This window comes from Streptomyces sp. CB02058, from assembly GCF_001905505.1.
In the GTDB taxonomy this organism is placed as follows: Bacteria; Actinomycetota; Actinomycetes; order Streptomycetales; family Streptomycetaceae; genus Streptomyces.
The window spans coordinates 1,393,369-1,417,925 of sequence record NZ_LIPG01000001.1; the positions used below are offsets into that span (position 1 = coordinate 1,393,369).

The 24,557-nt window shown below is 70.9% G+C and carries 23 protein-coding genes; 9 read left to right on the forward strand and 14 right to left on the reverse strand.

What is annotated here, in order from left to right; all coding sequences use genetic code 11:
* Positions 1 to 5: 5 nt before the first annotated feature.
* From AMK10_RS06390 to AMK10_RS06405, 4 genes are all read right to left on the reverse strand, one after another.
* The gene (locus tag AMK10_RS06390) at positions 6 to 872 is read right to left on the reverse strand and encodes a hypothetical protein (RefSeq protein ID WP_073745615.1); all 867 of its coding nucleotides are present in this window, start codon (positions 870 to 872) and stop codon (positions 6 to 8) included.
* A gap of 67 nt (positions 873 to 939) precedes the next feature.
* Positions 940 to 2,070 (reverse strand): cellulose binding domain-containing protein, encoded by a 1,131-nt coding sequence (locus AMK10_RS06395; RefSeq protein WP_382566571.1) that lies wholly within the window; start codon positions 2,068 to 2,070, stop codon positions 940 to 942.
* 159 nt (positions 2,071 to 2,229) lie between these two features.
* On the reverse strand, positions 2,230 to 3,603 hold the full coding sequence (locus AMK10_RS06400) for a cellulase family glycosylhydrolase (RefSeq protein WP_073745619.1): 1,374 nt from the start codon (positions 3,601 to 3,603) through the stop codon (positions 2,230 to 2,232).
* 194 nt (positions 3,604 to 3,797) lie between these two features.
* Positions 3,798 to 4,658, reverse strand: coding sequence for an SMI1/KNR4 family protein (locus AMK10_RS06405; RefSeq protein ID WP_241839481.1), 861 nt, complete (start codon positions 4,656 to 4,658; stop codon positions 3,798 to 3,800).
* A 532-nt stretch (positions 4,659 to 5,190) separates the two neighbouring features.
* On the opposite strand from AMK10_RS06405, the gene AMK10_RS06410 reads away from it, so the two are divergent.
* The 3 genes from AMK10_RS06410 (at position 5,191) to AMK10_RS06420 (ending at position 7,122) form a co-directional block, all read left to right on the forward strand.
* Positions 5,191 to 5,412, forward strand: a complete 222-nt coding sequence (locus tag AMK10_RS06410; protein ID WP_073745623.1) for a hypothetical protein — start codon at positions 5,191 to 5,193, stop codon at positions 5,410 to 5,412.
* Positions 5,413 to 5,531: 119 nt separating this feature from the next.
* Positions 5,532 to 6,560 carry an RNA polymerase sigma factor gene (locus AMK10_RS06415; protein WP_158070864.1) on the forward strand — a complete coding sequence of 343 codons (1,029 nt, stop codon included), beginning with the start codon at positions 5,532 to 5,534 and terminating at the stop codon, positions 6,558 to 6,560.
* Positions 6,561 to 6,618: 58 nt separating this feature from the next.
* Positions 6,619 to 7,122, forward strand: coding sequence for an NUDIX hydrolase (locus AMK10_RS06420; protein ID WP_073745627.1), 504 nt, complete (start codon positions 6,619 to 6,621; stop codon positions 7,120 to 7,122).
* 22 nt (positions 7,123 to 7,144) lie between these two features.
* On the opposite strand, the gene AMK10_RS06425 is transcribed toward AMK10_RS06420, so the two are convergent.
* Both AMK10_RS06425 and AMK10_RS06430 read right to left on the reverse strand, forming a co-directional pair.
* The gene (locus tag AMK10_RS06425) at positions 7,145 to 7,396 is read right to left on the reverse strand and encodes a DUF397 domain-containing protein (protein WP_073745629.1); all 252 of its coding nucleotides are present in this window, start codon (positions 7,394 to 7,396) and stop codon (positions 7,145 to 7,147) included.
* Positions 7,393 to 8,214, reverse strand: a complete 822-nt coding sequence (locus AMK10_RS06430) for a helix-turn-helix domain-containing protein (RefSeq protein WP_073745631.1) — start codon at positions 8,212 to 8,214, stop codon at positions 7,393 to 7,395. The genes AMK10_RS06425 and AMK10_RS06430 overlap by 4 nt, the downstream gene beginning before the upstream one ends.
* Before the next feature lie 112 nt (positions 8,215 to 8,326).
* On the opposite strand from AMK10_RS06430, the gene AMK10_RS06435 reads away from it, so the two are divergent.
* From AMK10_RS06435 to AMK10_RS37930, 3 genes are read left to right on the forward strand one after another with little or no spacing between them, the layout of a single operon-like run.
* Positions 8,327 to 8,770 (forward strand): ATP-binding protein, encoded by a 444-nt coding sequence (locus tag AMK10_RS06435; RefSeq protein WP_073745633.1) that lies wholly within the window; start codon positions 8,327 to 8,329, stop codon positions 8,768 to 8,770.
* A 15-nt stretch (positions 8,771 to 8,785) separates the two neighbouring features.
* Positions 8,786 to 9,823: an NAD(P)/FAD-dependent oxidoreductase gene (locus AMK10_RS37925; RefSeq protein WP_073745635.1), complete on the forward strand. Its 1,038-nt coding sequence runs from the start codon at positions 8,786 to 8,788 to the stop codon at positions 9,821 to 9,823.
* Complete coding sequence (locus tag AMK10_RS37930) at positions 9,820 to 10,461, forward strand: SAM-dependent methyltransferase (protein ID WP_073745637.1); 642 nt, start codon at positions 9,820 to 9,822, stop codon at positions 10,459 to 10,461. Before AMK10_RS37925 ends, AMK10_RS37930 begins: the two co-directional genes overlap by 4 nt.
* Before the next feature lie 64 nt (positions 10,462 to 10,525).
* Here AMK10_RS37930 and AMK10_RS06450 read toward each other — a convergent pair whose 3' ends face one another.
* On the reverse strand, positions 10,526 to 11,140 hold the full coding sequence (locus AMK10_RS06450) for a YceI family protein (RefSeq protein ID WP_073745639.1): 615 nt from the start codon (positions 11,138 to 11,140) through the stop codon (positions 10,526 to 10,528).
* A 242-nt stretch (positions 11,141 to 11,382) separates the two neighbouring features.
* Between AMK10_RS06450 and AMK10_RS06455 the strand changes: the two genes are divergently transcribed.
* Positions 11,383 to 11,907, forward strand: coding sequence for a hypothetical protein (locus tag AMK10_RS06455; protein WP_073745641.1), 525 nt, complete (start codon positions 11,383 to 11,385; stop codon positions 11,905 to 11,907).
* Positions 11,908 to 11,994: 87 nt separating this feature from the next.
* Here AMK10_RS06455 and AMK10_RS06460 read toward each other — a convergent pair whose 3' ends face one another.
* From AMK10_RS06460 to AMK10_RS06470, 3 genes are all read right to left on the reverse strand, one after another.
* Entirely contained in the window at positions 11,995 to 13,743 is a 1,749-nt protein-coding gene (locus AMK10_RS06460; RefSeq protein WP_073745643.1) for an amidohydrolase, read from the reverse strand.
* A 288-nt stretch (positions 13,744 to 14,031) separates the two neighbouring features.
* Positions 14,032 to 15,354 (reverse strand): metal-dependent hydrolase family protein, encoded by a 1,323-nt coding sequence (locus AMK10_RS06465; protein ID WP_073745645.1) that lies wholly within the window; start codon positions 15,352 to 15,354, stop codon positions 14,032 to 14,034.
* A 197-nt stretch (positions 15,355 to 15,551) separates the two neighbouring features.
* Entirely contained in the window at positions 15,552 to 16,763 is a 1,212-nt protein-coding gene (locus AMK10_RS06470) for a glycoside hydrolase family 64 protein (RefSeq protein WP_198959651.1), read from the reverse strand.
* A 595-nt stretch (positions 16,764 to 17,358) separates the two neighbouring features.
* Between AMK10_RS06470 and AMK10_RS06475 the strand changes: the two genes are divergently transcribed.
* Positions 17,359 to 18,942, forward strand: a complete 1,584-nt coding sequence (locus AMK10_RS06475; protein WP_073745649.1) for an acyl-CoA carboxylase subunit beta — start codon at positions 17,359 to 17,361, stop codon at positions 18,940 to 18,942.
* A gap of 68 nt (positions 18,943 to 19,010) precedes the next feature.
* Positions 19,011 to 19,214 (forward strand): acyl-CoA carboxylase subunit epsilon, encoded by a 204-nt coding sequence (locus tag AMK10_RS06480; protein ID WP_073745651.1) that lies wholly within the window; start codon positions 19,011 to 19,013, stop codon positions 19,212 to 19,214.
* Between the two features lie 125 nt (positions 19,215 to 19,339).
* Here AMK10_RS06480 and AMK10_RS06485 read toward each other — a convergent pair whose 3' ends face one another.
* From AMK10_RS06485 to AMK10_RS06500, 4 genes are all read right to left on the reverse strand, one after another.
* Positions 19,340 to 19,921 (reverse strand): GTP-binding protein, encoded by a 582-nt coding sequence (locus tag AMK10_RS06485; RefSeq protein ID WP_014048542.1) that lies wholly within the window; start codon positions 19,919 to 19,921, stop codon positions 19,340 to 19,342.
* The gene (locus tag AMK10_RS06490) at positions 19,902 to 20,582 is read right to left on the reverse strand and encodes a DUF742 domain-containing protein (RefSeq protein ID WP_073745653.1); all 681 of its coding nucleotides are present in this window, start codon (positions 20,580 to 20,582) and stop codon (positions 19,902 to 19,904) included. Before AMK10_RS06490 ends, AMK10_RS06485 begins: the two co-directional genes overlap by 20 nt.
* 89 nt (positions 20,583 to 20,671) lie before the next feature.
* Positions 20,672 to 21,085 (reverse strand): roadblock/LC7 domain-containing protein, encoded by a 414-nt coding sequence (locus AMK10_RS06495; RefSeq protein ID WP_006127847.1) that lies wholly within the window; start codon positions 21,083 to 21,085, stop codon positions 20,672 to 20,674.
* 10 nt (positions 21,086 to 21,095) lie between these two features.
* Positions 21,096 to 24,332, reverse strand: a complete 3,237-nt coding sequence (locus AMK10_RS06500) for a sensor histidine kinase (RefSeq protein ID WP_073745655.1) — start codon at positions 24,330 to 24,332, stop codon at positions 21,096 to 21,098.
* Positions 24,333 to 24,557 lie beyond the last annotated feature (225 nt).

Genomic DNA, 24,557 nt, shown 5'->3' on the forward strand with positions numbered 1-24,557 from the left:
GCCGGTCAGCGGGACAGCACCTCGATCAGCTGGTAGGGCACGAGGAAGAACCCGATGACCAGCAGGAACGTGCCGCCGAAGGCCACCCCGATCGTCCTGAGCACCCAGGTCCGCACCGGCAGGACGGCCTTGACCCGATCGGCGTGCCGGGGGTCGTAGTGGGCGGCCACCCCTTGCGGTGCCCCGCCGACGGGCTCGGCCGCGTGGTCGGGTTCGAAGAACCGCCGCACTCCCTCCGCGTCGACGAAGCCGAAGATCCGCTTCTTGCCCTCGGTGTGGTCGAACGTCGCCACCACGGAGATGCCGCGACTGCGCAGGAGCCACCGGTCGTACAGAGCCTTCGCCGACGCCCCGTACAGGAACAGGCCGAAGGCCAGGGGCTTCAGACCGAGGAGCCAGAAGATCACCCCGAGCACGTCCCCGTGCGCGATCAGGACGACCAGCCCCGCCACGTAGAGGGCCACGGGCGTCAGGAGAGCCGCGATCGTCAGCCAGTCGCGGGCCGACCTCCTGTCACGGTCTTCCGCCGGCGGAAGCACGACGACCCGCGCCCCGCCGTCCTCGCGCGGTGCGTCCGCCTCTCTCACGGGCAGCGCCCGGCCGGCCGCCTCCACGAAGGCCGTCGCGGACGCGGCGTTGCGGCAGCCGACCCGGAAGACCGCGCCGGGTGTGCCCGCGGGAGCGGTCAGGACGACCTGTACCGCCGGCCGGTGCGCCCCGTCGTCCACGCGGACCACCTCGATGGCTTCCAGTGGTATGCGCCGTCGCACGCTGCCCTCTGTGAGCAGTATCGATCGTCGCTCCAGCGTGAAGGAGCCGGAGCGGTTGCCCGCGGTCAGGGAGGGCGGGGCGGAACCCGGGTTGGCGGTCATAGCGGGACCTTAGCGACGATGTCCGCCGGAGGGCATCCGATTCCGTTGCGGGCAGGGGGAGTTCCTCTCAGCAGGCGAGGGGCGCCGAGCCGACGGTCACGTCGTCGAACCAGAGGGTGTCGGCGCCCGTCCCGTAGCTCTCCCAGCCCAGGCGCAGTGCGGTGGGCCGGGGCGGCGTGGTCCGGGCCAGCCACTGCTGGTCGACGTCCTGTGTGGGGACACCGTCGGCGTGCAGGCCGGGAACCCGCTCGTCGCCGAGCCAGGTGTCGAGGCCGGGGGCCGTCGTGTCGATCGCGAGACGCAGGCACTGCCAGCTGTCCGTCGGCAGCGGCCTGCTCAGCGCCACTCCGGCCGGGCTCTGGGCCGGCAAGGTGGCGTCGTCGATCTCGCGGTTCCACTGCAGGGCGCCGTTCTGGCCCCCGACGCGCAGGCTCCGCCCGCTCTGCGAGGTGTCGGGCAGCGAGACGAAGGTGACATGGGCGGCGGGGAGAGCGGTGGTGTGCCGGACCCACATGCGTACGTACATCACCGGGCCGAGCGAGGACAGGTCCGCGGTGGAGGCGACGAAGGCGTGGTTGCAGTAACCGGTCCCGCCGTCGACCCGCAGCGATCTGCTGCCGCTGTGTGCGACGGCCGTGTCGACGGAGGCCGTACCGGTGCCCTGGCAGTCGGGTGCGGTGAACTGCCAGGCGCCCGACGGGGCGGGACCGGCCTGGTCCTCGAAGTCCGAGCAGATCAACGCGTCGTCGCAGTCCGCACCGGACGGAGGTGTCGTGGGGGGAGGTGTGGTCGGCGGCGGTGTGGTCGGGGGCGGGGTGGTGCCGTCCCCGCAGGACACGCCGTCGAGGGCGAAGTCCACCGGTGCGGGGTCGGCGGACCGCCAGGTGCCCTGGAGGCCGAACTCGACCGTGCCACCGGTGGAGAGGGCGCGGTTCGCGTCCGTGTGGACGGCGGTGACGGAACCCCCGGTCTGGGTGACGGTCGCGTTCCAGGCCGACGTCACCTGCTGGTCCCCGGTGTACGTCCAGGTCAGGCGCCAGCCGTCGAGCGCCGGACCGAGATTGGTGACCTTGATCCGAGCGACGTAGCCGCCCGTCCACTCGTCGACCGTGTGGTCGACCCGGCAGCTGGACGCCGCGCCGGCGGCGGACGTCGCGGTGAGGCCGGACAGCGCGGTGAAGCCGGACGCCAGCAGCACGAGGGCCGTGAGGAGTGCCGCCCATGAGCGGCGGGGTAATCGAGGGAGAAGGTCGCGCACGGGTGCCTCCGAGGTGGGGGTGAGGGGGTGCGGGAGGGTGGCGGGAGCGGTCCCGCCACCCTGCGCGGGGCCCCGGCGTGGCCGGGGCCCCGCCGGACGTCAGCTGGTGGGGAAGCTGTCGGGCGTGCTGATGCGGCTCTTCAGCAGTGCACCGGACTCCGTCAGCACACCGCTGCTGCTGTAGTCGCTGCCCGCGCAGGTGCCCGGCCGGAACGCCGCGCTGCTCTCGTCGGCGTCGGAATAGGTCCAGTTCGCGTAGCTGATCTTCAGCTGATCGAGCAGGTCCAGCCAGGCCGTGGTGCTCGACCGGTCCATCGCCCCGCCGCCGGTGGCGCTCACCGTGCCGAACTCCGTCACGAACAGCGGCAGCTGGGAGGCCGCCCGGCTCAGAGTGGCGCGGTAGTTGTCCTTGTGGCTCGCGGCGTAGAAGTGGAACGCGTACATGATGTTGGTCGCGTTCACCGGGTTGCTGACGACCTCGCTCTCGCTGGAGCCGTCCGAGACGCCCAGCGAGGACCAGCCACGCGTGCCGACGATGACGACGGCGTCCGGGTCGGCGGCGCGGACCACCGGGATGACCTGTTCCGCGTAGTTCTTGATGCCCGACCAGCTCACGCCGTTGGGCTCGTTGGCGATCTCGTAGATCACGTTCTTCTTGCCGGCGTTACGGGCGGCGACGGAGGCGAAGAACGTCTTCGCGCGCTCCAGGTTGTAGTTCGGGTCGCCCGGCGTCAGGGTGTGGAAATCGATCAGCGCGTACATGCCGCGGGCCTCGGCCGCGTCGACGAGCTCGTTCACCCGCCTGGTGAAGCCTGCCGGGTCGGTCTCGTAGCCGTCCTCCTGCACGTACATGGAGATGCGCAGCAGGTCCGACTTCCAGTCGTTCGCCAGTGCGTCCAGGGAGGCGGCGTTGTAGCACGCGTCGAACCACTGGATGCCGTGCGTGCTCATGCCCCGCAGCTGGACGGGGCGGTTGTACTGGTTGCACAGGTTCACGCCGCAGACGTGGAGCGGGCCGTTGATGTCCACGGGGGTTCCGTCGACGGGGTCGGGCGGGGGTTCCTCCGTCGTGCCGCCCGTACACGCGACGCCGTTCAGTGTGAACGCCGTGGGCTTGGGGTTGGCGCCCGTGAAGGTGCCCGTGAATCCCGCCTCCGCCGACGCGCCGGTGGCCAGCGCGCGGTTCCAGTCGAGGCCGGTGACGGTGACCGCCGAACCGGACTGCGACCAGGTGGCGTTCCAGCCCTGGGCGATCTTCTGCCCCGGGTCCGGCATGGTGAAGCCGAGTGTCCATCCGTTGACGGGGGCACCCAGATTGGTGATCTTCACCCCGCCCTGGAAGCCGCCCGTCCACTGGCTGGTGACCGTGTAGTCGACCTTGCAGCCGGTGGCGGCCACCGCCTGTGGGCTCAGTGCGGCTGTCAGGCCCAGGATCGTCGCGCAGGTCGCCAGTAAGGCGAGCAGGCGTTTCATGTCGTTCCTCCTCGTGCGGAGCGGAAACGGTGGGGGGCTGGGGAGTGGGAGCGCTCCCAAGGCCATCGGCCCGAGAACGTACACCGAAGCGCCGATGCGCGTACAGACATGCGACAGGCTTCGGTGAAGAGGCGTACGGGAGGCGCGGTGCGGGAGCGGGCGGCCGACGGCGGGCCGTGGCGGACAGGTCCTGGTCAGGCCGTGTGCGAGGAGCAGGCCCAGGACGACGTGCCGTGCACGGTGTCCACCGACAGGACGGGGCACCCGATGAGCTCCACCGCCGCCAGCACCGCGCGCCGCGCCGACTCGCTGTCGGCGGGCGGGAACGCCACCCGGAGCTGATGGCCGTAGGCGGACTCGTACGTCATGAGCCAGCCGGTGCCGTCCACGGCGAAGTGGTCCTGCCGCATCCCGTCGTGCTCGTGTCCGCCACGGTCCGACGTGGGGCCGAGCGCCTCGCGCAGGATTCCCAGACGCTCGGAGTACGGGCGCGCCCCGTCTCCCAGCTTCACGTACACGTGATCGAGCGGGATCGTGGGGTCGAACCAGGGGGTGAGCTCCGGGTCGTGGTGCAGGAGTTCGGAGGTGATGCCGCGGTCCGTCAGGCCTTCGAGGAACGCACCGGCCCCGCAGTCGAACCGCTCGTAGTCGTCGTCCCGTGACCAGATCACCACGGGCCAGGACTCGGGAGGCCCCTCGGTCAGCCAGCACACGTGCGCCGCGCTCTCCGTCACCGCCCAGGCGAGCAGCCCGCCGGGCTCCGGGAACAAGGGGTACGGATAGTCCTCGGGGAAGTCGTCGCGCAGCGGACCGAAGTCCTCCAGCAGGTCCGCCCGGAGCGGGACCGGGTTGCTGTCGCCGAACGGGGTGCACAGACACAGCGCGCCCCAGAAGTCCCCGCGCCCGTACGCCGTGACCAGCTGCTTGAAGTCCTCGGGCAGCGGGGTGCCCAGGGCGCGCTCGGCCTCCGCCCAGTCCCCATGGCCGTCCACAGCCGCGACGGGAGGCGGGACGCGTTCGATCACCCGGGCGACGGAGCTGTGCGGAACGGTCACGTGAACCTCCATGCGGGGCGTCCGGCGGGAGCGCGCCGCCCTCGGGGCGAAGGCGGGTGCGGGCAGCATCCCAGATCCCCCGGCCCTTGCCCCGGGTCGGCCCCGGCGCACAGGCCGGGGCGTCTGCTGCGGATCTGCACACGGTGTCCGCAGACGGCGGGGTGCGTGCCGGGGCTCGCACGGTGCGGGCCGGAACCATGACGCCGGCAGAAGGCTATGTCCCTTTCGCGGGGTATCGGTGAACCCGCCGGTGGAACGTCCGTCGGCCGGACAAGTGAAGGAACTGTACGGGTCCATGGGGTGATGTGACCGTGTCGCCCCGGAAACAGCCGTGGAAATACCGGAAGGTGGCCCTGCGGCAGCCTCGCGTGTTTACATCCCTCACATCGCGGAAGCCGTAAGGAAATTCGACGCCTCCGGGCGGCCGATAAAACCCTTCCTGTGGCCGTGGCAGCGGCAAGGCCCATTCCCCACTGCGGAGTCGGGCCGGGCCATTCGGAATTTCGGAATTAATGCGAAGGGAATTCACATCATGAGCTCCACCCCCCAGATAGCGACCCAGGAAATCTCCGACGCGGACCTGGACGCCGTGTCCGGCGGCCTCGCCGGCGCCGCTTCCGTCGAGGCGCCCCTCGTCGGTGGCATCTCGGGTGGGCTCAACGCCGACCTGCTCTCCGGCAGCGTCTCGGGCGCCGTCGGCGCCAACGTGCTCGGTGTCGCCGGGCTCGGCTCCGCCGCCACGCTCTCGGTCTGACCCGAGGCCGGCCCCGTGTGCCCCCACCCCCGTCCTGCCGGGTCGCGGGGCACACGGGCCGTCGGGCCGACCTCGCCGACGCACATCCGACCCGAGACCACGGACCAGAGGCTTTGAACGTGAGCGAGCCGAGCACCGCTCCTCGTCCAGGTGCCCCGGGCAACCGGTGGGAGCTCATCTGGAGTCACCGGGACGAACTGCTGGAGATCGCGCGCAGCCGGTCGTCGAGCGCCGAGGAGGCGGAGGACGCCGTCCAGGAGGCGATGATCCGCGCGGTGGAGGACCCCGGTGTCCAGTACGGCCGGGTCCGCTCGTGGCTCAGGCTCGCGACCGTACGCGCGTGTGCCGACCGGCAGCGGCAGATCGCCCGCGACCGGGAGCTGGGCGTGTCCCTGTCCGCCGCTCCCGCCGCATCCCCCCTGGTCGAGGAGGAGGCGTGCGACCGCGCGGAGGCCAGATGGCTGGCCGAACGCACCGCCGAACTCCTCCCGGCCCGCCAGGCACAGGCGCTCCGGCTCCAGGCACAGGACCTCGACGTCGGGCAGGTGGCCCAAACCATGGGGCTGAGCTACCGGGCGACCGAGTCGCTGCTGTCCAGGGCCCGGAGGTCGCTGCGCGGCACCCTGGCCGGGAGCCTCGCACTGGCCGCGGCAGCATGGCTGTGTGTGCGCAGATTTCCCCGTACGGGCGCCGGTCAGTCCGCAGGAGCGACCACGGCGGCGGTGACCCTCGCCGTCGCGGGAGCGGTGCTCCCCGCCGGGCCCCTCGACCGGCCGGACGGCCCGCCTCCTGGCAGCAGATCCGAGGCCCTGGCGCCGCCCGCCGCACCGGTTGCCGAGTTCCCCGCCCCCCGCACGGCCCGGGTGCGTCCGGCCCCGGCGTTCCCCTCCACGGACCCGCGGCGCCAGGGCGCCTCCTCGCGGTCCGTCCCGGAGAAGCAGTCGGACACCTACGATCCGCCGGGCCGGGTGGTCGTGGAGATATCGATCGGGTCCGCTTCACCGGCGCCCGAACTGCCCTCGGTGGCCACACGCCAACCGATACCGGAACTGCCCGTGGAAACCCCGGATGTCCGTCGTCCGGAATTGCCCTCGGTGCGGACGGACATCGCCGCCACGGGGCTCGGTGTGACCGTCGATCTGCCGTAGAGCTCACCCATGGCGGCCCGGGCCACCTGCGAACCGGCCGTCACATACGGTCTGTTGCATGGCAGCAGAGAATCCGAAAACCCCGGCTCCCCGTGTGCAGTTGGTCATCGGCATCGTCCGCCGAGGCGACGACGTCCTGCTCGTGCGTGAGAGCCTCGGCGCCGACGGCGAGAACCTCTGGTCCCTCCCCGGCGGTGGAGTCGAGGACGGCGAGCTGATGAACGAAGCTCTCCGGCGCGAACTGCGTGAGGAGACGGGGCTGCTGGTGGGCGACCCGGTACGGACCGCGTTCCTCATGCACATCGACTCCGAACGGCACCCTTCCGCGCTGGCCGTCGCCTTCGAGGTCGACGAGTGGTCGGGGGACGTCGCGCCGGAGGACGACGACATCGAACAGGCCGCCTTCTTCCCTCTGCCCGACGCCCTGAAGCTGCTCGGCAAGCTGGACAGCGCAACGCAGCGGGACCCCATCGTCGGCTATCTGAGCGGAGCTGTCGCGCCGGGGACCACCTGGCTGTATCGCAACCGGGGGAAGGAGGAGACGCTGGTCGCCCGCTGGTGAAACCCTGGGCGGGTCGGTGTCCTCAGGCGGTGGCGCTCACGAAGGCCGCCCAGGCGGCCGGGGGCACGGTCAGGACCGGGCCGTCGGTGACCTTGGAGTCGCGGATGTGCACGGCGGAGGGGTGGGCGGAGACCTCGACGCAGTTGCCGCCCTCGCTGCCGCTGTAGCTGGACTTGTGCCAGTCGTAGGCGACTTCGAGACAGTCGCCGCCTTCGCTGCCGCTGTAGCTCGACTTGAACCAGGTGAGGCCTGTGCCGTGTGCTGCGCGCGTCATGACTCTCCTAGCAGGTCGTCCAATAGGCGCTTGCTCTCCTCGGGGGACAGCGCCTGCGAACGCAGCATCCCATATTTCTGGTGCAGCACACTGACCTCGTCTAGGTCGTCGATCAGCACGCTGACGCGCTGCCCCTCGATGTAAGCCAGTTGATCGTGGTCGGGCGTCTCCAGCAGCACCATCGGCCCATCGAGCGCGGCATGTGTCTCACGGTTCGTGGGCATGATCTGGAGTCCCAGAAAGGGGAATTCTGCACAGTGGCGAAGGTGCAGGATCTGCTCGCGCAGCACGGCCCGGCCCCCGAGGGGGCGCGTCAGAATGCACTCCTCCAACAGGAAATTGGCCATCAGTCGGGGCTTGCGGTCGAAGACGCGCTGCCGGTCGAGCCGGGCCGCGACGCGCTCCTCCAACTCACCGTCCTCCAGGGGTGGGTAGAGGCTCGCGAACACCGCCTTGGCGTACTCCTCGGTCTGGAGCAGCCCAGGAACCACCTGGCTCTGATACGACAGCAGCGTCACCGCCTCCTGCTCGTACTCCACGAAGTCCTGCACGAACGCCGGGAACCGCTCCTTCTGCGGCACCTTCGCCACCGCGACCCCCAACGCCCCCTTCGTATCCAGCAGTTCGTCCAGCTGTGCCGCGAAGTTCGCCTGGAGTGCGCGGCGCCCCTGCTCGATCGAGGCGATCGTGTCCTCGCCCACGCAGAACCGGTCGGCCAGCGATGTCTGCGTGTGCCCCGCCGCGCGGCGGAACGCGGCCAGCTGCGCGCCGATGACATGCCAGGACGTGACGCGCTTGTTCCTCTTCACCGAATGCATGCCGTGCCTTTCCCCGTACCCGAGCCCCGCCGGACCCGTCAGGGCTCGTACAAACCTGGTGTACGACCTGACGCGGTGCTTCACAGTAGTGACGTTCTGTGACAGTCGTCCTGTGAATGAGACAACGCGACTCGCCTCCTTCCGTGAGGCGTTCTACCGGCGTGAGCGCAGGTCCGTCCCCCTCGTGCGGAAGTTCGTACGGCAGGCGCTGCTCGACTGGGCGTGCGAGGTGGACATCGGGGACGTACTGCTCTGCGTGACCGAACTCGCCACCAACGCGCTGATCCACGGGGTGCCGCCGGGCAGAGGTTTCCGGGTCCACCTCACCCTGGGCCACGTGCTCCGGGTCGAGGTGCACGACAGCGGGGGCGGCCAGGTCAGGGAAGCCGTGCCCCCGCTCGACGCGGAGTGGGGCAGGGGGCTGGTGCTCGTCGAGGCGCTCGCCGACGACTGGGGGGTGGGGGAGCGGCAGCCGGGGAAGACCGTCTGGTGCGAGTTTGCCGCTTCGGCAAGCAAGTTTGTCGAACGGGGTGAGCGGGCGCACCATCTGCCGTGACAGGAGGTGTTCCGCATGAACGAGACGAACCAGCGGTACGACGTAGTGGTGATCGGCGGCGGGGCCGCCGGACTGAGCGGGGCGCTCGCCCTCGCACGGGCGCGGCGTTCCGTGCTCGTGATCGACGGCGGCAGACCGCGCAACGCGCCCGCGTCCCACGTGCACAACTACCTGGGGCGCGAGGGCACCCCGCCCTCGGAGCTGCTGGCCATCGGCCGGGCCGAGGCGGCGGACTACGGCGCGGAGATCGTCCGGGGCGACGTCGTGTCCGCCGCGAAGGAGGCCGACGGCTACCGGGTCGTACGGGAGGACGGCGGCGTCGTCGAGGCGCGCCGCCTCCTCGTGACCACCGGGCTCGTCGACGAGCTGCCGGCGGTCGACGGGCTGGCCGGGCGCTGGGGCCGGGAGGTGCTGCACTGCCCGTACTGCCACGGCTGGGAGGTGCGGGACCGAGCGGTCGGCATTCTGGCCGTCAATCCGATGGCCGTGCACCAGGCACTGCTGTGGCGGCAGTGGTCCGACGACGTGGTGCTGTTCCGCCACGACCGGGCGGACTTCACCGACGAGGAGTACGAGCGTCTGGCCGCCCGGGACATCTCCGTGGTCGACGGGGAGGTGGCCGGGCTGGAGGTGACCGGCGACCGGCTCACCGGCGTACGCCTCGCCGGGGGCACGGTGATCCCGCGCGAGGCGCTCGTGGTCGCTCCGCGCTTCACCGCCCGCTCGGCGGTCCTGGAGGGCCTCGGCCTGCGGCCCACGCCCATGGAGATCGGCGGCCAGGTCGTCGGCACGTACATCGCGGCCGACCCCGCCGGGGCGACCGAGGTGCCCGGGGTATGGGTGGCCGGTAACGTCGCCAACCTCATGGAGCAGGTCGTCGGCGCCGCAGCCGCCGGACTCAAGTCCGCGTCGATGATCAACATGGACCTCGTCGAGGAGGACACCCGCCGCGCGGTCGAGGCCCGCCGCACCCCCTTCTCGGCCGAGGCCGAGCGCCAGGTCACCGAGCGCGTGCTCGGGGACCGCCGTCACGGACTTCAGGAGACCCGATGACCACGGACAGCACCCGCACCGACGCCGAGATGTGGGACGACAGGTACCGCGAGAGCGACCGGATCTGGAGCGGGAACCCCAACGTCGTCCTCGTCCGCGAGGTGGAGGGCCTGGGGCCCGGCCGCGCGCTCGACCTGGGCTGCGGCGAGGGCGCCGACGCGGTGTGGCTCGCCCGGTGGGGCTGGCATGTCACGGCGACCGACATCTCACGGGTCGCGCTGGAGCGCGCTGCGGTCCACGCGGCCGAGGCCGGTGTCGCTGACCGCATCGACTGGCAGTGGCACGACCTGGGGGCGTCGTTCCCGGAGGGGGAGTACGACCTGGTCTCCGCCCAGTTCCTCCACTCGATGGGCGACCTTCCCCGTGAGGCGATCCTGCGCCGGGCGGCGTCGGCGGTTGCTCCGGGCGGGGTGCTGCTGATCGTCGGGCACGCCGGCTTCCCCTCCTGGGAGCACGACCACCCGGAGATGGAGCTGCCGACGACGGACGAGGTGCTCGCCTCCCTCGAACTCCCGGAGGGCGAGTGGGAGGTGTTGCTCAGCGAGGAACACGAACGCATCCAGAACGACCCGGACGGCAACCCCACGACCCGCACCGACAACGCGCTGAAGGTCCGCCGCAGGCCGGCGGACCGCTGACGCCGAGCGCCCGCCGTCCTCCCCGGAAGGGGGAGGGCCGGCGGGCGCGCTCGGTGGGGGTGCGTCAGGCCTGCGGGGCGGACTTGATCGCGGAGATGTCGAAGTTCAGCTTGACCTTGTCGCCGACCAGCACGCCGCCGGTCTCCAGCGCGGCGTTGTAGGTCAGGCCCCAGTCGGAGCGCAGGATCTCGGCGCTGCCCTCGAAGCCCACGCGCTGGTTGCCGTAGGGGTCGGTGGCGGAGCCGTTGAACTCCAGGTCGATGGAGAGCGGGCGGGTGACGTCCTTGATCGTGAGGTCGCCCGTGATGCGGAAGGTCTCGCCGCCGAGCTGCTCGGCCTGCGTGGAGCGGAACGTCATCAGGGGGAACGTCTCGGCGTCGAAGAAGTCGCCGCTGACCAGGTGGCCGTCGCGGTCGGCGATGCCGGTGTCGACGCTGGCGATCTTGACGTCGATCGAGGCGTTGGAGGCGGAGGGGTCCGTGCCGTCCAGCACGAGGGTGCCCTCGTGGTCACCGAAGGAGCCGCGCACGTTGGTGACCATGGCGTGGCGCACCGTGAAGCCGATGCTGCTGTGGGCCGGGTCGATCGTGTAGGTGCCGGTCAGGGCGGCCAGCGCCGGGTCCACGGCGAGGGTCGCGGTGGTGGACGGGGCGGTGTTCTTGCGGTTGAACAGAGCCATGGCTCCTCCTCGGGGACGTGTTCCGGCGCGTTCCGTTGGATCGGACCGCCGAACGTTTGGTTTAACCTTCAACGAGATTCACTGTAGACCCATCTTGTTCAAAGTTCAACATCAAGGGTCCAGGCCGGTCCGAAAGTCGCGCCCGCCGCGCTCCTGTCCGCTGTGACCCCCTGGCGGACGCGCGTAGAGCTGGGGCAGTATCTCCCTGCCCCCTAATTGTCATGAGCAGGAGGACTTTCCCCATGCTGAACCGTCCCAGACTCCGCTCGGCCCTCACCGCCCTCGCCCTCGTGCTCGGCGCCCTCTTCGCGCCCGGCGTCGGCGTGCTCGGCGGCGGTGCCACCGAGGCGCACGCCGTGACCAAGCTGACGCACTCCCAGGCGACCTCCCGCTTCACCTCGTCCGGGATCACCTGGTCGTCCTCCGGGGGCTGTTCCAACAGGAACGTCTCCACCTGCACGTCCTTCGACCAGCTCAACCTGACCAGCGCCCAGGGCGCCCAGACGCTGAAGAGCGCCACCGGGTGCGCGCTCAACATCACCGGGGGCACCGAGACGGGGCACGCGAGCGGCACGTACTCGCACTGGAACGGCTACAAGCTCGACTTCGGCAAGAGCACCTGCCTCACGAACTACGTGAAGGGCGTGTTCAGTTACATCGGCCTGCGCGGCGACGGCGCCCCGCAGTACAAGTCCGGCTCGGGCAACGTCTACGCCGACGAGGGCAACCACTGGGACGTGACGTACTACAACTGCGGCGGCTGCTGACCGCGTCCACCGCACACACGGCGGTGCCCCCGTCCGGCCGTTTCCGGGGCCGGGCGGGGGCACCGCCGCGTCATGCCGGGCGCCGCGTCAGACCTGCGGCTCCAGCGCGGGGCCGAGCGAGGCGAACTTCTCCTTGCTGACCACCCGGCGCGGTGGCCAGGTGATGTTCTCCGGCGGCCAGCTCTGTCCGGTCTTCTTCAGGAACCAGGCCGGCGGCTCGTACATCGGCGGCTCGTACCCCTCGGGCAGCGCGGTCTTCCACGTCAGGCCCTCGGTCCGCTTCCGGAACTCCTCCTTGATGCCGGCCAGCAGCTCCGGCTTCACCAGGAGGTCCACCGCGGTGGCGGCCAGATAGGCGGCCGCGGCCCTGATCGCCGCGTGGCCCGGCGCCGATCCCGCGCACGAGGCGGTCGACCAGGTGTGCATCTTCGACCCGACCGGGGCGAGCGCGGCACCCATCGAGACGGTCGGCACCTGCCAGCTGATGTCGGCCACATCGGTGGAACCGCCGCCCAGGAAGACCGGGTTGGGCGGGGACAGGGTGCCGATCTTGTCGTGCAGGCCGCTCTCCGGGAGCCCCAGCGAGCTCTGGAGCTCCTTGGCCAGACGCTGGGCGTCCGCCGAGAACACCGGCGGCCCGATCTGGCGCATGTTGTCGTACATCAGCTCGGCGAACGCCTTCGACGGGAGCTGGTTCCAGCACGCGGAGGTGATCCGGTGCCGGACCGAGGTGCGGCTCGCCGTCGCCGCGGCCTCCGACACGGCGATGACCTTGTCCAGCAGCGAGGCGACGCGCGCGACGCTGCCCTCGCGGACGTAGTAGGAGATCTCCGCGATCTCCGGGGTCACGTTGGGGATGTCCCCGCCGTTGTTGATCACCCAGTGCAGCCGGGCGGACGGGCCCATGCTCTCCTCGCGGAGGAACTCCGACATGGTCGCCATCATCACGGCCGCGTCCAGCGCGCTCTTGTTGCCCAGCGGGGTACCGCCGTGGCCGGCGACGCCGAGGAACGTGAAGGTGACGGCCGTCATCGCGTTGGACGTGCCCCAGCCGGTGGCGTTGCCGGTCGAGGGGTGCCAGTCGAGGAAGGCGTCGAGCCCGTCGTAGACGCCCTTGCTGACGGCGTACGTCTTGCCGATCAGCTGCTCCTCGGCGGTCGAGCCGAAGAACTTCACCGTCACGTCGAGCTTGTGGCGCCGGGACGCCTCGGCGACCGCCGCTGCTGCCGCCGCCGCAGCCGCTCCCAGGGCGCAGTGCCCGCAGCCGTGGCCGCTCCCGTAGCCCGGGGCGAACGGATCGTGGATGTACTCCTTCGGGTCGTGCTCGCCCACGCCCTTGTTCTGGGACAGGCCGGGCAGGGCGTCGTACTCACCGCTGAAACCGATGACCGGGCCGCCCCTGCCGCGGGTGTACGTCGCGGTGAAGGCGGTCGGGAAGCCCGCCGTCCCGAACCGGACGTCGAAGCCCGCCTTGCGCAGGAAGTCGGCCTGGGCCAGGGAGGAGTTCCACTCCCGCAGGCTCAGTTCCGCGTGCTCCCAGATCTCGTCGTTCAGCCCGGTGATCCGGGAGGCGTTCTTCTCGATCCAGCCGAGCGCCGTCCGCTTCGCCGCCGAGTCCTCGGCGAGCCCCTCGGGCGCGGTGTAGGCGGCGGCGTCCGCCGACGCGAGTCCGGCCGCCTCGTCGGAGGCCGCCGCCATGGCCGGGTCCGCCGTCGCGGCGACCGCCGTGGTGGCTATTCCGGCGGCTCCGAGCATCTGCATGATCCGGCGGCGGCTGAGCCCGTCACCTGTCCGTACCGCGTGGTCGTGGTCGCTGGGGTCGTGCAGATCGCACACAGGCGCCTCCGGGCCGATGGTGTGTACAAGTACAGTGCCCGGCACTCTCCATTCCGGATGTTGCGAAGTCAAGAGGTCTGCGTGTCCTCGGAGTTACGCATTCCGCTACGGCCCGGTAGGGGCCACGCGTCGGCGGAGCCGCCTGTTCCGTTACGGGCGGGAGGGGCTGTCGGCCCAGGGAGTGCCGCACTCCGCCGGCCCGGGACGGGCCGCGTCGTACCTTCCTCACGGCCGGGACGGGCCGCGTGCCGGCCGGGTCGCGCACTCCGCCTCGGCCGGTCCGGCGGCTCAGGGGCAGAGCGCGGGCAGGACGCCCTCGCCGAGGACCCCCACGCGGTCGACGGCGATCCGGCCCTCCTTCACCACGGCCAGGATGCGGGCGGGATCGCCCAGCGCCGCGATGCCCGTCAGTGGGTCGACGTCCGTCACCACCAGATCGGCGGACTTGCCCGCCTCCAGGGATCCGGTGATGTCGTCGACGCCGCAGAGCCGCGCGGCGTCCGAGGTCGCGGCCACGATCGCCGCCATGGGGGTCAGCCCCGCGATGTCCACGAGGAGCCCCAGCTCCCGGAGATTGCTGCCGTGGCCGACGGCCAGACCGCTGTCGGTGCCCATCGCGATCCTGACCCCCGCCGAGGCCGACCTGGCCACCGACTCCTGGGCGATCCGGTGCCAGCGCACCCCCTTCTCGTACGCCGTGGGGGAGGTGTGCGCCGGGTCCAGGTCCTGGGTCGTCTCCAGCAGCGTGGGCACCAGGTACTGGCCGCGCTCCACCATCTCGGCCCGCAGTGCGTCGTCCAGGTCGTAACCGTGCTCGATGCTGCTCACGCCCGCGCGGACCGCGGCCTCGATGCCGGGCCGCCCCATGGCGTGCGCGGCGACCGGCAGGCCGCCGTAGGCCTGGGCCTCCTCGACGGCCGCCCGGATCATCTCGGGGCGCAGGCCCAGCCACTCGGGCTGGTCGTGCGGGGACGAGATCCCGCCGCTGGTGGCGATCTTCACGCAGTCGGCGCCCGCCGCGACCAGGTCGCGCACCCGGGCCCGCATGTCGTCCACGGAACCGACCAGGCTCGGTGGGCTCCCGGGGAAGGCGACGGCGACGGCGAGGCCGTCGATCCCCCCGGCGAGCGTGAAGTCCGCGTGGCCGGCCCGCTGGCTCAGCATGGTGACGGAGACCAGCAGCCGGGGCCCGGGAACCTTCCGCTCCGCCACGGCCCGCCGGAACCCCGCGTCCACGCCCATCAGGTCCCGTGCGGTGGTCACCCCGTTCTCCAGAGTGACCCGCATCCGTTCCAGGACCTTCAGGGTGCGGTAGCTCGGCAGCTCGAAGAGACCCTGGAAGGGGTCGCCCGCCGGGCCCGGCAGGGCGAAGTGCACATGGGTGTCGATGAAGCCCGGACACACGGTCCGCCCCCCGAGGTCCAGCAGCCGCGCCGGGCCGAGGTCGGGAGGGAGGTCCAGCGCGGGACCCGCCCACCGGATCACCGCACCGTCGATCAGCAGCGCCGCGTCCGGCACCGGGTCCCGGCCGGTGCCGTCGATCAGGCGCAGGCCCTGGAGGAGGACCCGCTCGTGCGGGTCGCCGGCGGGAGTCTCACCGAGGGAGGACATCTGCCCACGATCCGCCCCCCGTGCCCCGGGCGCAGGCCGGACTGGGCCGCACGGGTGCCGGGGAGCGGGGAGCCCGCCCGCGCTCCCCGCACCCCCGGGCCGATCGCGGGGAGCCCGCCCCCCCGCCCCGGCCGGACGCGGCAGGGCCGCCCGCGCCCCGGCCGGGCGGCGGGCGGCCCTGCCGCGTCACACGGGCGTCAGGAGCCCACGCTCACCGTGAAGCGGCGCGGGTTGCCGTCGTGGGCCGCCCCCGAGACGTCGGGCTCGCCGTCGGGGCGCACGTCGTCGTAGGGGAAGGCGTAGCCGATGGGGGAGTTCGCGTGGACGACCCGGGACCAGTGGTTCGTCACCGACCCCTTGTAGTAGTCCGACACCGTGGTGCCGTTGGGCTGCTGCGGGTGGCTGAGCATGATCGAGCGGTTGAAGCCCGCCGCGATCCTGGCCAGCAGCGCCTTCTTGTCGTCCGAGTCACCCGGGTTGTTCGTGAAGGGGCCGTGGTTGCACGTGAAGATGTCCTTCGACGTGGGCTTGACGAAGGTGTGCCCGCCCTCGAAGGTCAGCGTGTCCCCGCTGACACGGCCGGCGAGCGTGCCCCGCCCGCCCTGGAGGTCGATCCGCAGATCGGTGGAGCGGTACTTCTCCCAGACCTCGTCGATCTGCGCGGTGAACAGATCCCGGAACGGCATCTCGTCGGGCCGGTCGAAGAACGGCGCCATGAGGTTCTGCGGCGAGACCACCCGCAGCACCTGGCCGTCTCCGCCCCGGGTGACCAGCTTGTCCCAGGGCTGCCCGTCGGCGGCGGCCTGGGCCGTGAGGTCGTCCGCGATGCGCTGGACGGCACCGTCCGGGAGCGGGGCCACCGTGTGCGTGGCGTCACCCTCCAGGGTCAGGCCGATCGGCAGCGCCGTCACGAGGTCGACGTAGCTGATGTTCGCGTACAGCTGCTGCGGGTTGAAGGTGAACTCGCAGAACGACCAGGTCCGGCCGTAGTTCGGGTCGGCCGGTGTCGCGAAGGCCGGCTCGACCAGCGAGGGGCCCGGGTTGAGGTAGAAGTCCAGCTTGTCGTCGCGTACGAAGTAGACCCGCGCCCCGTACATCTGGGGCAGGGTCAGCACGACCGGACCGGCACCCGCGCCCTTCAGCGGGATGGCGCAGTCCACCGGCAGCGGGGTCTGCGGGGCGCCGGGGGAGTCGGGGCGGTAGACGCTGCCGTCCGGGCGCAGGAGCACCCAGCGGTCGGTGCCCTGCTCGTGGCCCGTCACATAGGCGTGCACGGTCCCCGGCAACGACTTGTTCTCCAGGGCCAGTTCGCAGGTGGCGGGGGCGGCCGAGGTGCGCGGGCTGAGTGCGCTGCCCCAGAGGGGATAGCTGAGCGCGGTCGCGGAGGCGGCGGCGCCGGTCAGGAACATTCTGCGAGAAATCACGGAGGAACTCCCGATGTGTGGGGGGCGCAGACAGGGGTGTGGGGGGTGGCGCGGGGAGGTGGAACGGTGGGGCCGTCTGCGGTGCGCACCACTCTTGCGACGCCTCTGCCGAGCGTCAAGAGTTAGGACTGAGAGCGCTCTCAAGAACGGCCGGTTCTTCACAACTCGACGCCGCTGGAAGGGTTTTCGCCACGCTTGGTCGGCCCCCGTGCGCACGGAGTGAACAGGAATCGAACGAGTCGGCCCGCCGTCACCGGGAAGAGCGGGCCGGGGTGGCCGGTGGAGGGGTGTGCGCGGCGGATACTGGTCCCGTCCTCCGGCGGGTCCGGATCACCCCGCCCGCCGCCATTCCGGTACGCCCCGTACCCCCGCCCCGGTGCATCCGCGGCGTGGCGCACGGGAGGTCTGTGGCCGGGGCCACAGAGGGCACTTTGTCAAAGCCCTACAACGGGGACGGCCTGTGAGCTGGCAGATGGGATGCATCGTGCCCCGGTTCTGTCGGGTGCCACCAGGAAACCGGGCAGGAGACTGTCCGGAGTGAACGGCAGGATTTCCTGGGTCGGGTTCGTAGGGTCGACGCATGACCGTTGTGGACGAAATCGCGGGCGAGCCGAACGACACGCGTGGCCGGGTGGCCGAACTGCTGGCGCTGCGTGACGAGGCCCGGCGCGGGCCGAGCGAGCGGGCGACCGAGGCGCAGCACGCCAAGGGCAAGCTGACCGCGCGGGAGCGCATCGCGCTGCTGCTGGACGAGGGATCGTTCAAGGAGGTCGAGCAGCTGCGCAGGCACCGGGCCACGGGCTTCGGCCTGGAGGCCAAGAAGCCGTACACCGACGGTGTCATCACCGGCTGGGGCACGGTCGACGGCCGGACGGTCTTCGTCTACGCGCACGACTTCCGGATCTTCGGCGGGGCGCTGGGCGAGGCCCACGCCACGAAGATCCACAAGATCATGGACATGGCCATCTCGGCCGGCGCCCCGCTGGTCTCCCTGAACGACGGCGCCGGCGCCCGCATCCAGGAGGGCGTCTCGGCGCTCGCCGGATACGGCGGGATCTTCCAGCGCAACACCCGCGCCTCCGGTGTCATCCCGCAGATCAGCGTGATGCTCGGCCCGTGCGCGGGCGGCGCGGCCTACAGCCCCGCGCTGACCGACTTCGTGTTCATGGTCCGCGAGACCTCGCAGATGTTCATCACCGGCCCGGACGTCGTCAAGGCCGTCACCGGTGAGGAGATCACCCAGAACGGCCTGGGCGGCGCCGATGTGCACGCCGAGACCTCGGGCGTCGCGCACTTCGCGTACGACGACGAGGAGACCTGCATCGCCGAGGTCCGCTACCTGATCGGGATGCTGCCCTCGAACAACCGGGAGAACCCGCCGGTCGTCCCCAGCGACGACCCGGCCGACCGGCGCGGCGACGTCCTGCTGGACCTCGTCCCGGCCGACGGCAACCGCCCGTACGACATGCACAAGGTCATCGAGGAGCTCGTCGACGACGGCGACTTCCTGGAGGTCCACGAGCGCTGGGCCCGCAACATCGTCTGCGCGCTGGCCCGCCTGGACGGCCAGGTCGTCGGCATCGTCGCCAACCAGCCGCAGTCGCTGGCCGGTGTGCTGGACATCGAGGCGTCCGAGAAGGCCGCGCGATTCGTCCAGATGTGTGATGCGTTCAACATCCCCATCGTCACTCTGCTGGACGTACCCGGCTTCCTGCCCGGCGTCGATCAGGAGCACGGTGGGATCATCCGGCACGGAGCGAAGCTGCTCTACGCGTACTGCAACGCGACCGTGCCGAGGATCTCCCTGATCCTGCGCAAGGCCTACGGCGGCGCGTACATCGTGATGGACAGCCAGTCCATCGGCGCCGACCTCACCTACGCGTGGCCCACCAACGAGATCGCGGTGATGGGCGCCGAGGGCGCCGCCAACGTCATCTTCCGCCGGCAGATCGCCGACGCCGAGGACCCCGAAGCCATGCGGGCCCGCATGGTCAAGGAGTACAAGGCCGAGCTGATGCACCCCTACTACGCGGCCGAGCGCGGCCTGGTCGACGACGTCATCGACCCGGCCGAGACCCGCGAGGTACTGATCGCCTCGCTCGCGATGCTCCGCAACAAGCACGCCGACCTGCCGTCCCGCAAGCACGGCAACCCTCCGCAGTAGCCGCGGCCACCGGCGGCGAACCCGGCCGGAAGACCCCGCGACCCATCTGCCCAGAAGACGGAGACACCATGAGCGTCAACCCCGCCGATTCGGTCCTGCGCGTCGAGAAGGGCCAGGCCGGCCCCGAGGAGCTCGCGGCCATCACCGCGGTCCTCCTCGCCCGCGCCGCCGCCCAGCCCGACGCCCCCGCCCACCGAGGCCGCAGCACGGCCGGGTGGCGCCGTCTGGAGCGCACCCCCGGCTTCCGCGCCCCGCACAGCTGGCAGGGCTGACAACGGGCCCCTGAGGCCGCCCCACGGGCCCGCCGGGCCCCTGGAGCCTCCTCCAGGGCCCCACGACGCGCGAAGGCCCCGTACTCCTCCAGGGAGTACGGGGCCTTCGCCGTGCGGCGGCGGGGTCAGCGCAGACGGGCCATGAGTGCGTGCTCGACCAGGGTGATGAGCGCGCTCTTGGCGTCCGCACGGTGCCGGGCGTCCGTGGTGAGAATCGGGGTGTCCGGCCCGATCTGGAGTGCTTCGCGTACTTCGTCGGGGGTGTAGGGCTGGTGTCCGTCGAAGCCGTTGAGGGCGATGACGAAGGGGAGGCCGCTGTTCTCGAAGTAGTCGACTGCGGGGAAGCAGTCGGCGAGGCGGCGGGTGTCGACGAGGACGACGGCGCCGATGGCGCCGCGGACCAGGTCGTCCCACATGAACCAGAAGCGGTCCTGTCCGGGGGTGCCGAACAGGTAGAGGATCAGGTCCTGGTCCAGGGTGATGCGTCCGAAGTCCATGGCCACCGTGGTGGTGGTCTTGTCCCCGGTGTGGGTCAGGTCGTCGATGCCCGCGGACGCGGACGTCATCACGGCTTCGGTGCGCAGCGGATTGATCTCCGAAACGGCACCGACAAACGTGGTCTTACCCACGCCGAAGCCCCCTGCCACCACGATCTTCGCCGAGGTAGTGGAGCGGGCCGCTCCGCCGCTAGAGCTTGCGAAGTCCACTGAGCACCCTTTCGAGCAGTGTCACATCTGGCTGGCCGCCGGCGGCCTCGTCGCCGCCGGGCTGATGGATAGCGACGAGTCCGGCCTCGGCCAGGTCGGCGACGAGGATCCGGGCAACGCCGAGGGGGATCGAGAGAAGGGCCGAAACCTCGGCAACCGACTTGATCTCGATGCAGAGCCGGCAGATCCGCTGGTGCTCGGGCAACTGCCCTTGCAGCCTGGCCGGATCGGCCGTGGTGCTGACCAGCGCCTCGATGGCGAGCTGGTAGCGCGGCCGGGTCCGGCCGCCGGTCATGGCGTAGGGACGGACCAGCGGGTTGTGCGCCGAGGGCTTCGCGGGCGCGGGAGCCTGACGCTGGACCGGCTGGATGCGCGACGGCGGCGCCTCGTACCGCTGCTGCTCGTGCTGCGGCTGCTGGTACGGGGGCTGCTGACCGTACGGCTGCTGCTGCGGCCACCCGGAACCGGGCTGCTGGGGCTGCTGCTGCCACTCGCCGCCCTGCGCGCCCTGCTGAGGCTGCTGGTAGGGCTCGTACGGCTGGTAAGGCTCGTGCGAACCCTGTCTGCCGGGTACGGAGGGGGTGTCGAAACGGTTGTCACCCTGCTCACCCGGAACCCGCTGACCGCCCTCGTACGGGTGTCCGCCTGTGGGTGCTGCCACGTTTCCTCCTCCGACTGCCGGTCGCCATCCCAGTGGTGCCGCGCCACCGCACCTTATGGCGCGGTGACGAGAAACGCACTGTCTGTCTATTAGTTAAGAAGACTTCCCTGGAGTTCGGCGCGGAGATCCGGGGTAAGGACGCTTCCTGCACGGTCCACAAGAAGTGCCATTTCGTACCCAACCAGACCGATATCGGCGTCCGGGTGGGCGAGGACAGCGAGTGAAGATCCGTCAGAGATGGACATGATGAAGAGGAATCCTCGCTCCATCTCCACAACGGTCTGATTCACGGCGCCGCCTTCGAAGATCCGGGAGGCACCCGCGGTCAGCGACGTCAGACCGGAGGCGACGGCCGCCAGCTGATCGGCGCGGTCCCGTGGGAAACCTTCGGACATCGCCAGCAGGAGTCCGTCGGCGGAGACCACCACCGTGTGCGACACCCCAGGGGTGTTGTCCACGAAGTTGGTGATCAACCAGTTGAGATTCTGCGCCGCCTGGCTCATCGGGCTCACACTAACGCTCCTGGTTGTAGGTATTACTTGTGTCCGACCCCGCGGTACGTCCCCGCAGGACACCACGGCGCAGGTTGCTCAACCTGCCCCGCACGTCCTCCGGAGCGCGGGAGACCTGTGGGCCGCCCTGCTGGGTCTGCTCCGCCGTACCCTCGACCAGGTTGGCCTTGGGCACGCGACGGGGGAGCCCGGACGGGGTTATTCCACCCGCCTTGGGGTCCCGGAGCTTCTCGGCCCGCTCCCAGCGCTCGTCGTTGGCCGAGCGCCAGTCGTCGGTGCTCTCCCCGCTCGCGGGCTCCGTCTGCTGCGGCTGCTCGGGCTGCGGACGCTGCCGCTGCTCCGGCGCCGCGGGCTGATCGTTTCCGCGGCCGGTGGGCTGCCAGTGCTGCTGGCCGGCACCGCGGCGCGGAAGACCCGCGTCGGTCAGGTCGTGACCGGGATTCGGGGTGGGCCCCGGGCGGTCGAAGCCTACGCGTTCCGGCGTCTCGGCGGGAGCGCTCGGCACGGATTCCGCTTCCGGCTGCGCCTGGGGCTCGAACGCCCCCTGGTAGGAACCCTGACCTGCCCAGTCGCCCTGGCCGGCCTGGTCGGCCCGGGCCGCGAACGGGTCGGCGTACTGCTCCTGCCGGCCGTCCGGGGCGGCGTACGCGGCCTCCGCATAGCCGTTCTGCTGCTGCTCCTGGAAGCCGTTCCCCGGGGCCTGCTGCTCCTGGAAACCGTTCCCGGCGGCGTACGGCTCGTAGCCGCCCTCGTAACCGGGCTGTGCGAACTGCTGCTCCTGGGCGTACTGCTCGGGGGCGTACTGCTCCTGGCCGTACTGCTCCTGCGTGTACTGCTCCTGGGCGTACGCGCCCTGCTGCCCGGCGCCGTTGTCCTGGAACGCGGGGCGCTCGCCGCCCGTCTGGGCCTCCAGCGCCGCCCGGCGCTCCTCGCGCATCAGCGAGCGGTTGACCGGGTCCAGCTGGGGGGCGTCCGCCGCCGGTATCTCGTAGCGCGAGTCGTCGAAGCCGAGCTCCGCCGCCGTGCGCATCGGGGCGTGCTGGGACATCGGCTCGAAGGCCGGCGCCTGCTGCTGCTCCGGGATGATCGAGGAGACCGTGAAGTCGTTGTCCTGGGCCAGCTCGCCACCGCCACCGTGGGTGATGGCGTCCGGAAGCATGACCAGCGAGGTCGTCCCCGCCTGCTCGCCCGAGGGGCGCAGCTGGACACGGATGCCGTGCCGGTCGGCCAGCCGGCCGACCACGAAGAGACCCATGCGCTGGGACACCGCGGCGTCCACGGTCGGCGGGTTCGCCAGCTTGTGGTTGATGTCCGCGAAGTCCTCGGCGGTGAGGCCGATTCCCTTGTCGTGGATCTCGACCATCACGCGGCCGTCGGGCAGCCGGGTGGCGGTGACGCGGACCTTGGTCTGCGGGGAGGAGAAGGTGGTGGCGTTCTCCAGCAGCTCGGCCAGCAGGTGCACGAGGTCGGTCACGGCCTGGCCGTGGATCTCGCTCTCCGGCACCCCGGTGAGCTCGATGCGCTCGTAGGACTCCACCTCGGAGGAGGCGGCCCGCAGCACGTCGACCAGCGGCACTGGCTGGTTCCAGCGGCGGCCGGGCTCCTCGCCCGCGAGGACGAGGAGGTTCTCACCGTTGCGGCGCATACGCGTGGCCAGGTGGTCCAGCTTGAAGAGGCTCTCCAGCTGGTCCGGGTCCGCCTCGTTGTTCTCCAGGTCGGTGATGAGGGTCAGCTGGCCCTCGATCAGCGACTGGTTGCGGCGCGACAGGTTGGTGAAGATCGCGTTGACGTTGCCCCGCAGCATGGCCTGCTCGGCGGCGAGCCGGACGGCCTCGCGGTGCACCTGGTCGAAGGCGCGGGCGACCTCGCCGATCTCGTCCTGGCTGTTGATCGGGATCGGCTGCACCCGGGTGTCCACCCGGCCCGGCTCGGTCCGCGACAGCTGGTCGACGAGCATCGGAAGCCGCTGCTCGGCGATGCCGAAGGCGGCCGTACGCAGCTGGCGCATCGAGCGGCTCATCTGGCGGGCCATGAGCCCGGCGATGATGAAGGCGGCGAGCAGCGAGATGATCACGATCGCCGCGTTGAGGATGGCGTCGTTGCGGGCGTCGGTGGAGATCTCCGCCGCCTCGGTCACGGCCTTGTCGACGAGCTCGTTCTCGACCGTGGTGTAGCCGTCGAACTTCGCGGTCGCCGCGGCCATCCAGGTCTCGGGCGTGATGCCCTTCGCCTTCAGCTGCTCCGGGGACTTGCCCTGCCCGATCTGCTGGGCCATGCCGTCGAAGACGGAACCGTCGACGCTCGGGGGCGTCACGAAGGGCTTCCCGGCGGCGTCGGCCTGCTCCTTGGCCGCCTTCAGCTGCTTGGCGCCCTCGGCGGCCTTCTCGGCCATGACTTCCTTGAGCCGCGCCGCGTCGGCCTCCGTACCGCCGGAGACGAACTCACCGAGGGCGATCTGCTCCAGGTAGTTGTACGAACTGAAGGCCGTGACCTGGCCGTTGAAGTTGCGCTGCTCCTGGCTCGGACGCACCAGCAGGTGCATGCCTATGGAGCGCTGGAGCGACCCGGCGGCCTTGGACAGCTCGATCGCGTAGACGGTCCGGCCGTAGCTGGTGATGTTGCCCGTACCCAGGCCGAGCTCGTTGGAGAACTCCATCAGCGAGTGCTGGACCTTGGTGTAGCCCTCTTCCGTCTTCACCGGGTCCATGGCCTCGGCGTAGGCGGCCTTGCGGAGCTCGGGGAGCAGGGGCTCCTCCACCTTGAACAGCTTCAGGCGGCGGTCCAGGCCCTCTTTCTCCGGCATGTTCTGCACGGCGAGGTCGAACTTCGCGGCGGCGGCGTCGGTGATGGCACGGACGTCCTCCACCTCGGCCGCGGTGCGCTTGTTGGACAGCAGCGGCTGTGCGGTGAGGTCACGCTCGTTCAGCAGCGCCTGTCCGTACGCGGAGGCGGCCCGGACGACCAGGGCCGTCTTCTCGGCGTCCTGGGCCTCGTTCCAGGTGTCGACCGACCCCTTCACCTGGAAGCCGCCCATGACCAGGCCGACCAGCGCCGGGATCAGGAGGATCGCGTTCAGCCGGGTGGGCACCCGCCAGTTCCTGGGTGACAGCCGGCTGGTGCTGCCACCTGCCGGTTCCGCCTCGGACGACATGTCCGCAGGCGACACCGCAGCGCGCGGCGGAGGGGTGAAGTTGCCCCGCTCCGACTGGGCCGCGGAGCCCTCGTTGCTTCGCCTCACTCGACCAACAACCTCTCGGCGTCGGCACCTACGTTGTGCCGGATTATCGTTCAGGGGCCGTACTACTGGGTAGTTCGAGGCATTGCAGCACGCGGACCGGTCGCCTTCCAAACAGTCGGAATGTGTGATTCCGAGTGAGGCGGACCGCCGATAAAACGGGCATAAAGAGCGAGCCCCGTCAAAAGGCGAGGCTCGTGTGAGCGCAGTGGTACCGGCCGTGCGCGT

What these genes read in the sequence shown, in the direction of transcription:
- AMK10_RS06410 (WP_073745623.1), top strand. Translation starts at nt 5,191, where the DNA reads ATGAGCTCCACCCCCCAGATAGCGACCCAGGAAATCTCCGACGCGGAC.
- AMK10_RS06465 (WP_073745645.1), bottom strand. Translation starts at nt 15,354, where the DNA reads ATGTCCTCCCTCGGTGAGACTCCCGCCGGCGACCCGCACGAGCGGGTC.
- AMK10_RS06470 (WP_198959651.1), bottom strand. Translation starts at nt 16,763, where the DNA reads ATGTTCCTGACCGGCGCCGCCGCCTCCGCGACCGCGCTCAGCTATCCC.
- AMK10_RS06455 (WP_073745641.1), top strand. Translation starts at nt 11,383, where the DNA reads ATGCTGAACCGTCCCAGACTCCGCTCGGCCCTCACCGCCCTCGCCCTC.
- AMK10_RS06480 (WP_073745651.1), top strand. Translation starts at nt 19,011, where the DNA reads ATGAGCGTCAACCCCGCCGATTCGGTCCTGCGCGTCGAGAAGGGCCAG.
- AMK10_RS06390 (WP_073745615.1), bottom strand. Translation starts at nt 872, where the DNA reads ATGACCGCCAACCCGGGTTCCGCCCCGCCCTCCCTGACCGCGGGCAAC.
- AMK10_RS06400 (WP_073745619.1), bottom strand. Translation starts at nt 3,603, where the DNA reads ATGAAACGCCTGCTCGCCTTACTGGCGACCTGCGCGACGATCCTGGGC.
- AMK10_RS06420 (WP_073745627.1), top strand. Translation starts at nt 6,619, where the DNA reads ATGGCAGCAGAGAATCCGAAAACCCCGGCTCCCCGTGTGCAGTTGGTC.
- AMK10_RS06430 (WP_073745631.1), bottom strand. Translation starts at nt 8,214, where the DNA reads ATGCATTCGGTGAAGAGGAACAAGCGCGTCACGTCCTGGCATGTCATC.
- AMK10_RS06450 (WP_073745639.1), bottom strand. Translation starts at nt 11,140, where the DNA reads ATGGCTCTGTTCAACCGCAAGAACACCGCCCCGTCCACCACCGCGACC.
- AMK10_RS06495 (WP_006127847.1), bottom strand. Translation starts at nt 21,085, where the DNA reads ATGAGCCAGGCGGCGCAGAATCTCAACTGGTTGATCACCAACTTCGTG.
- AMK10_RS37930 (WP_073745637.1), top strand. Translation starts at nt 9,820, where the DNA reads ATGACCACGGACAGCACCCGCACCGACGCCGAGATGTGGGACGACAGG.
- AMK10_RS06425 (WP_073745629.1), bottom strand. Translation starts at nt 7,396, where the DNA reads ATGACGCGCGCAGCACACGGCACAGGCCTCACCTGGTTCAAGTCGAGC.
- AMK10_RS37925 (WP_073745635.1), top strand. Translation starts at nt 8,786, where the DNA reads ATGAACGAGACGAACCAGCGGTACGACGTAGTGGTGATCGGCGGCGGG.
- AMK10_RS06475 (WP_073745649.1), top strand. Translation starts at nt 17,359, where the DNA reads ATGACCGTTGTGGACGAAATCGCGGGCGAGCCGAACGACACGCGTGGC.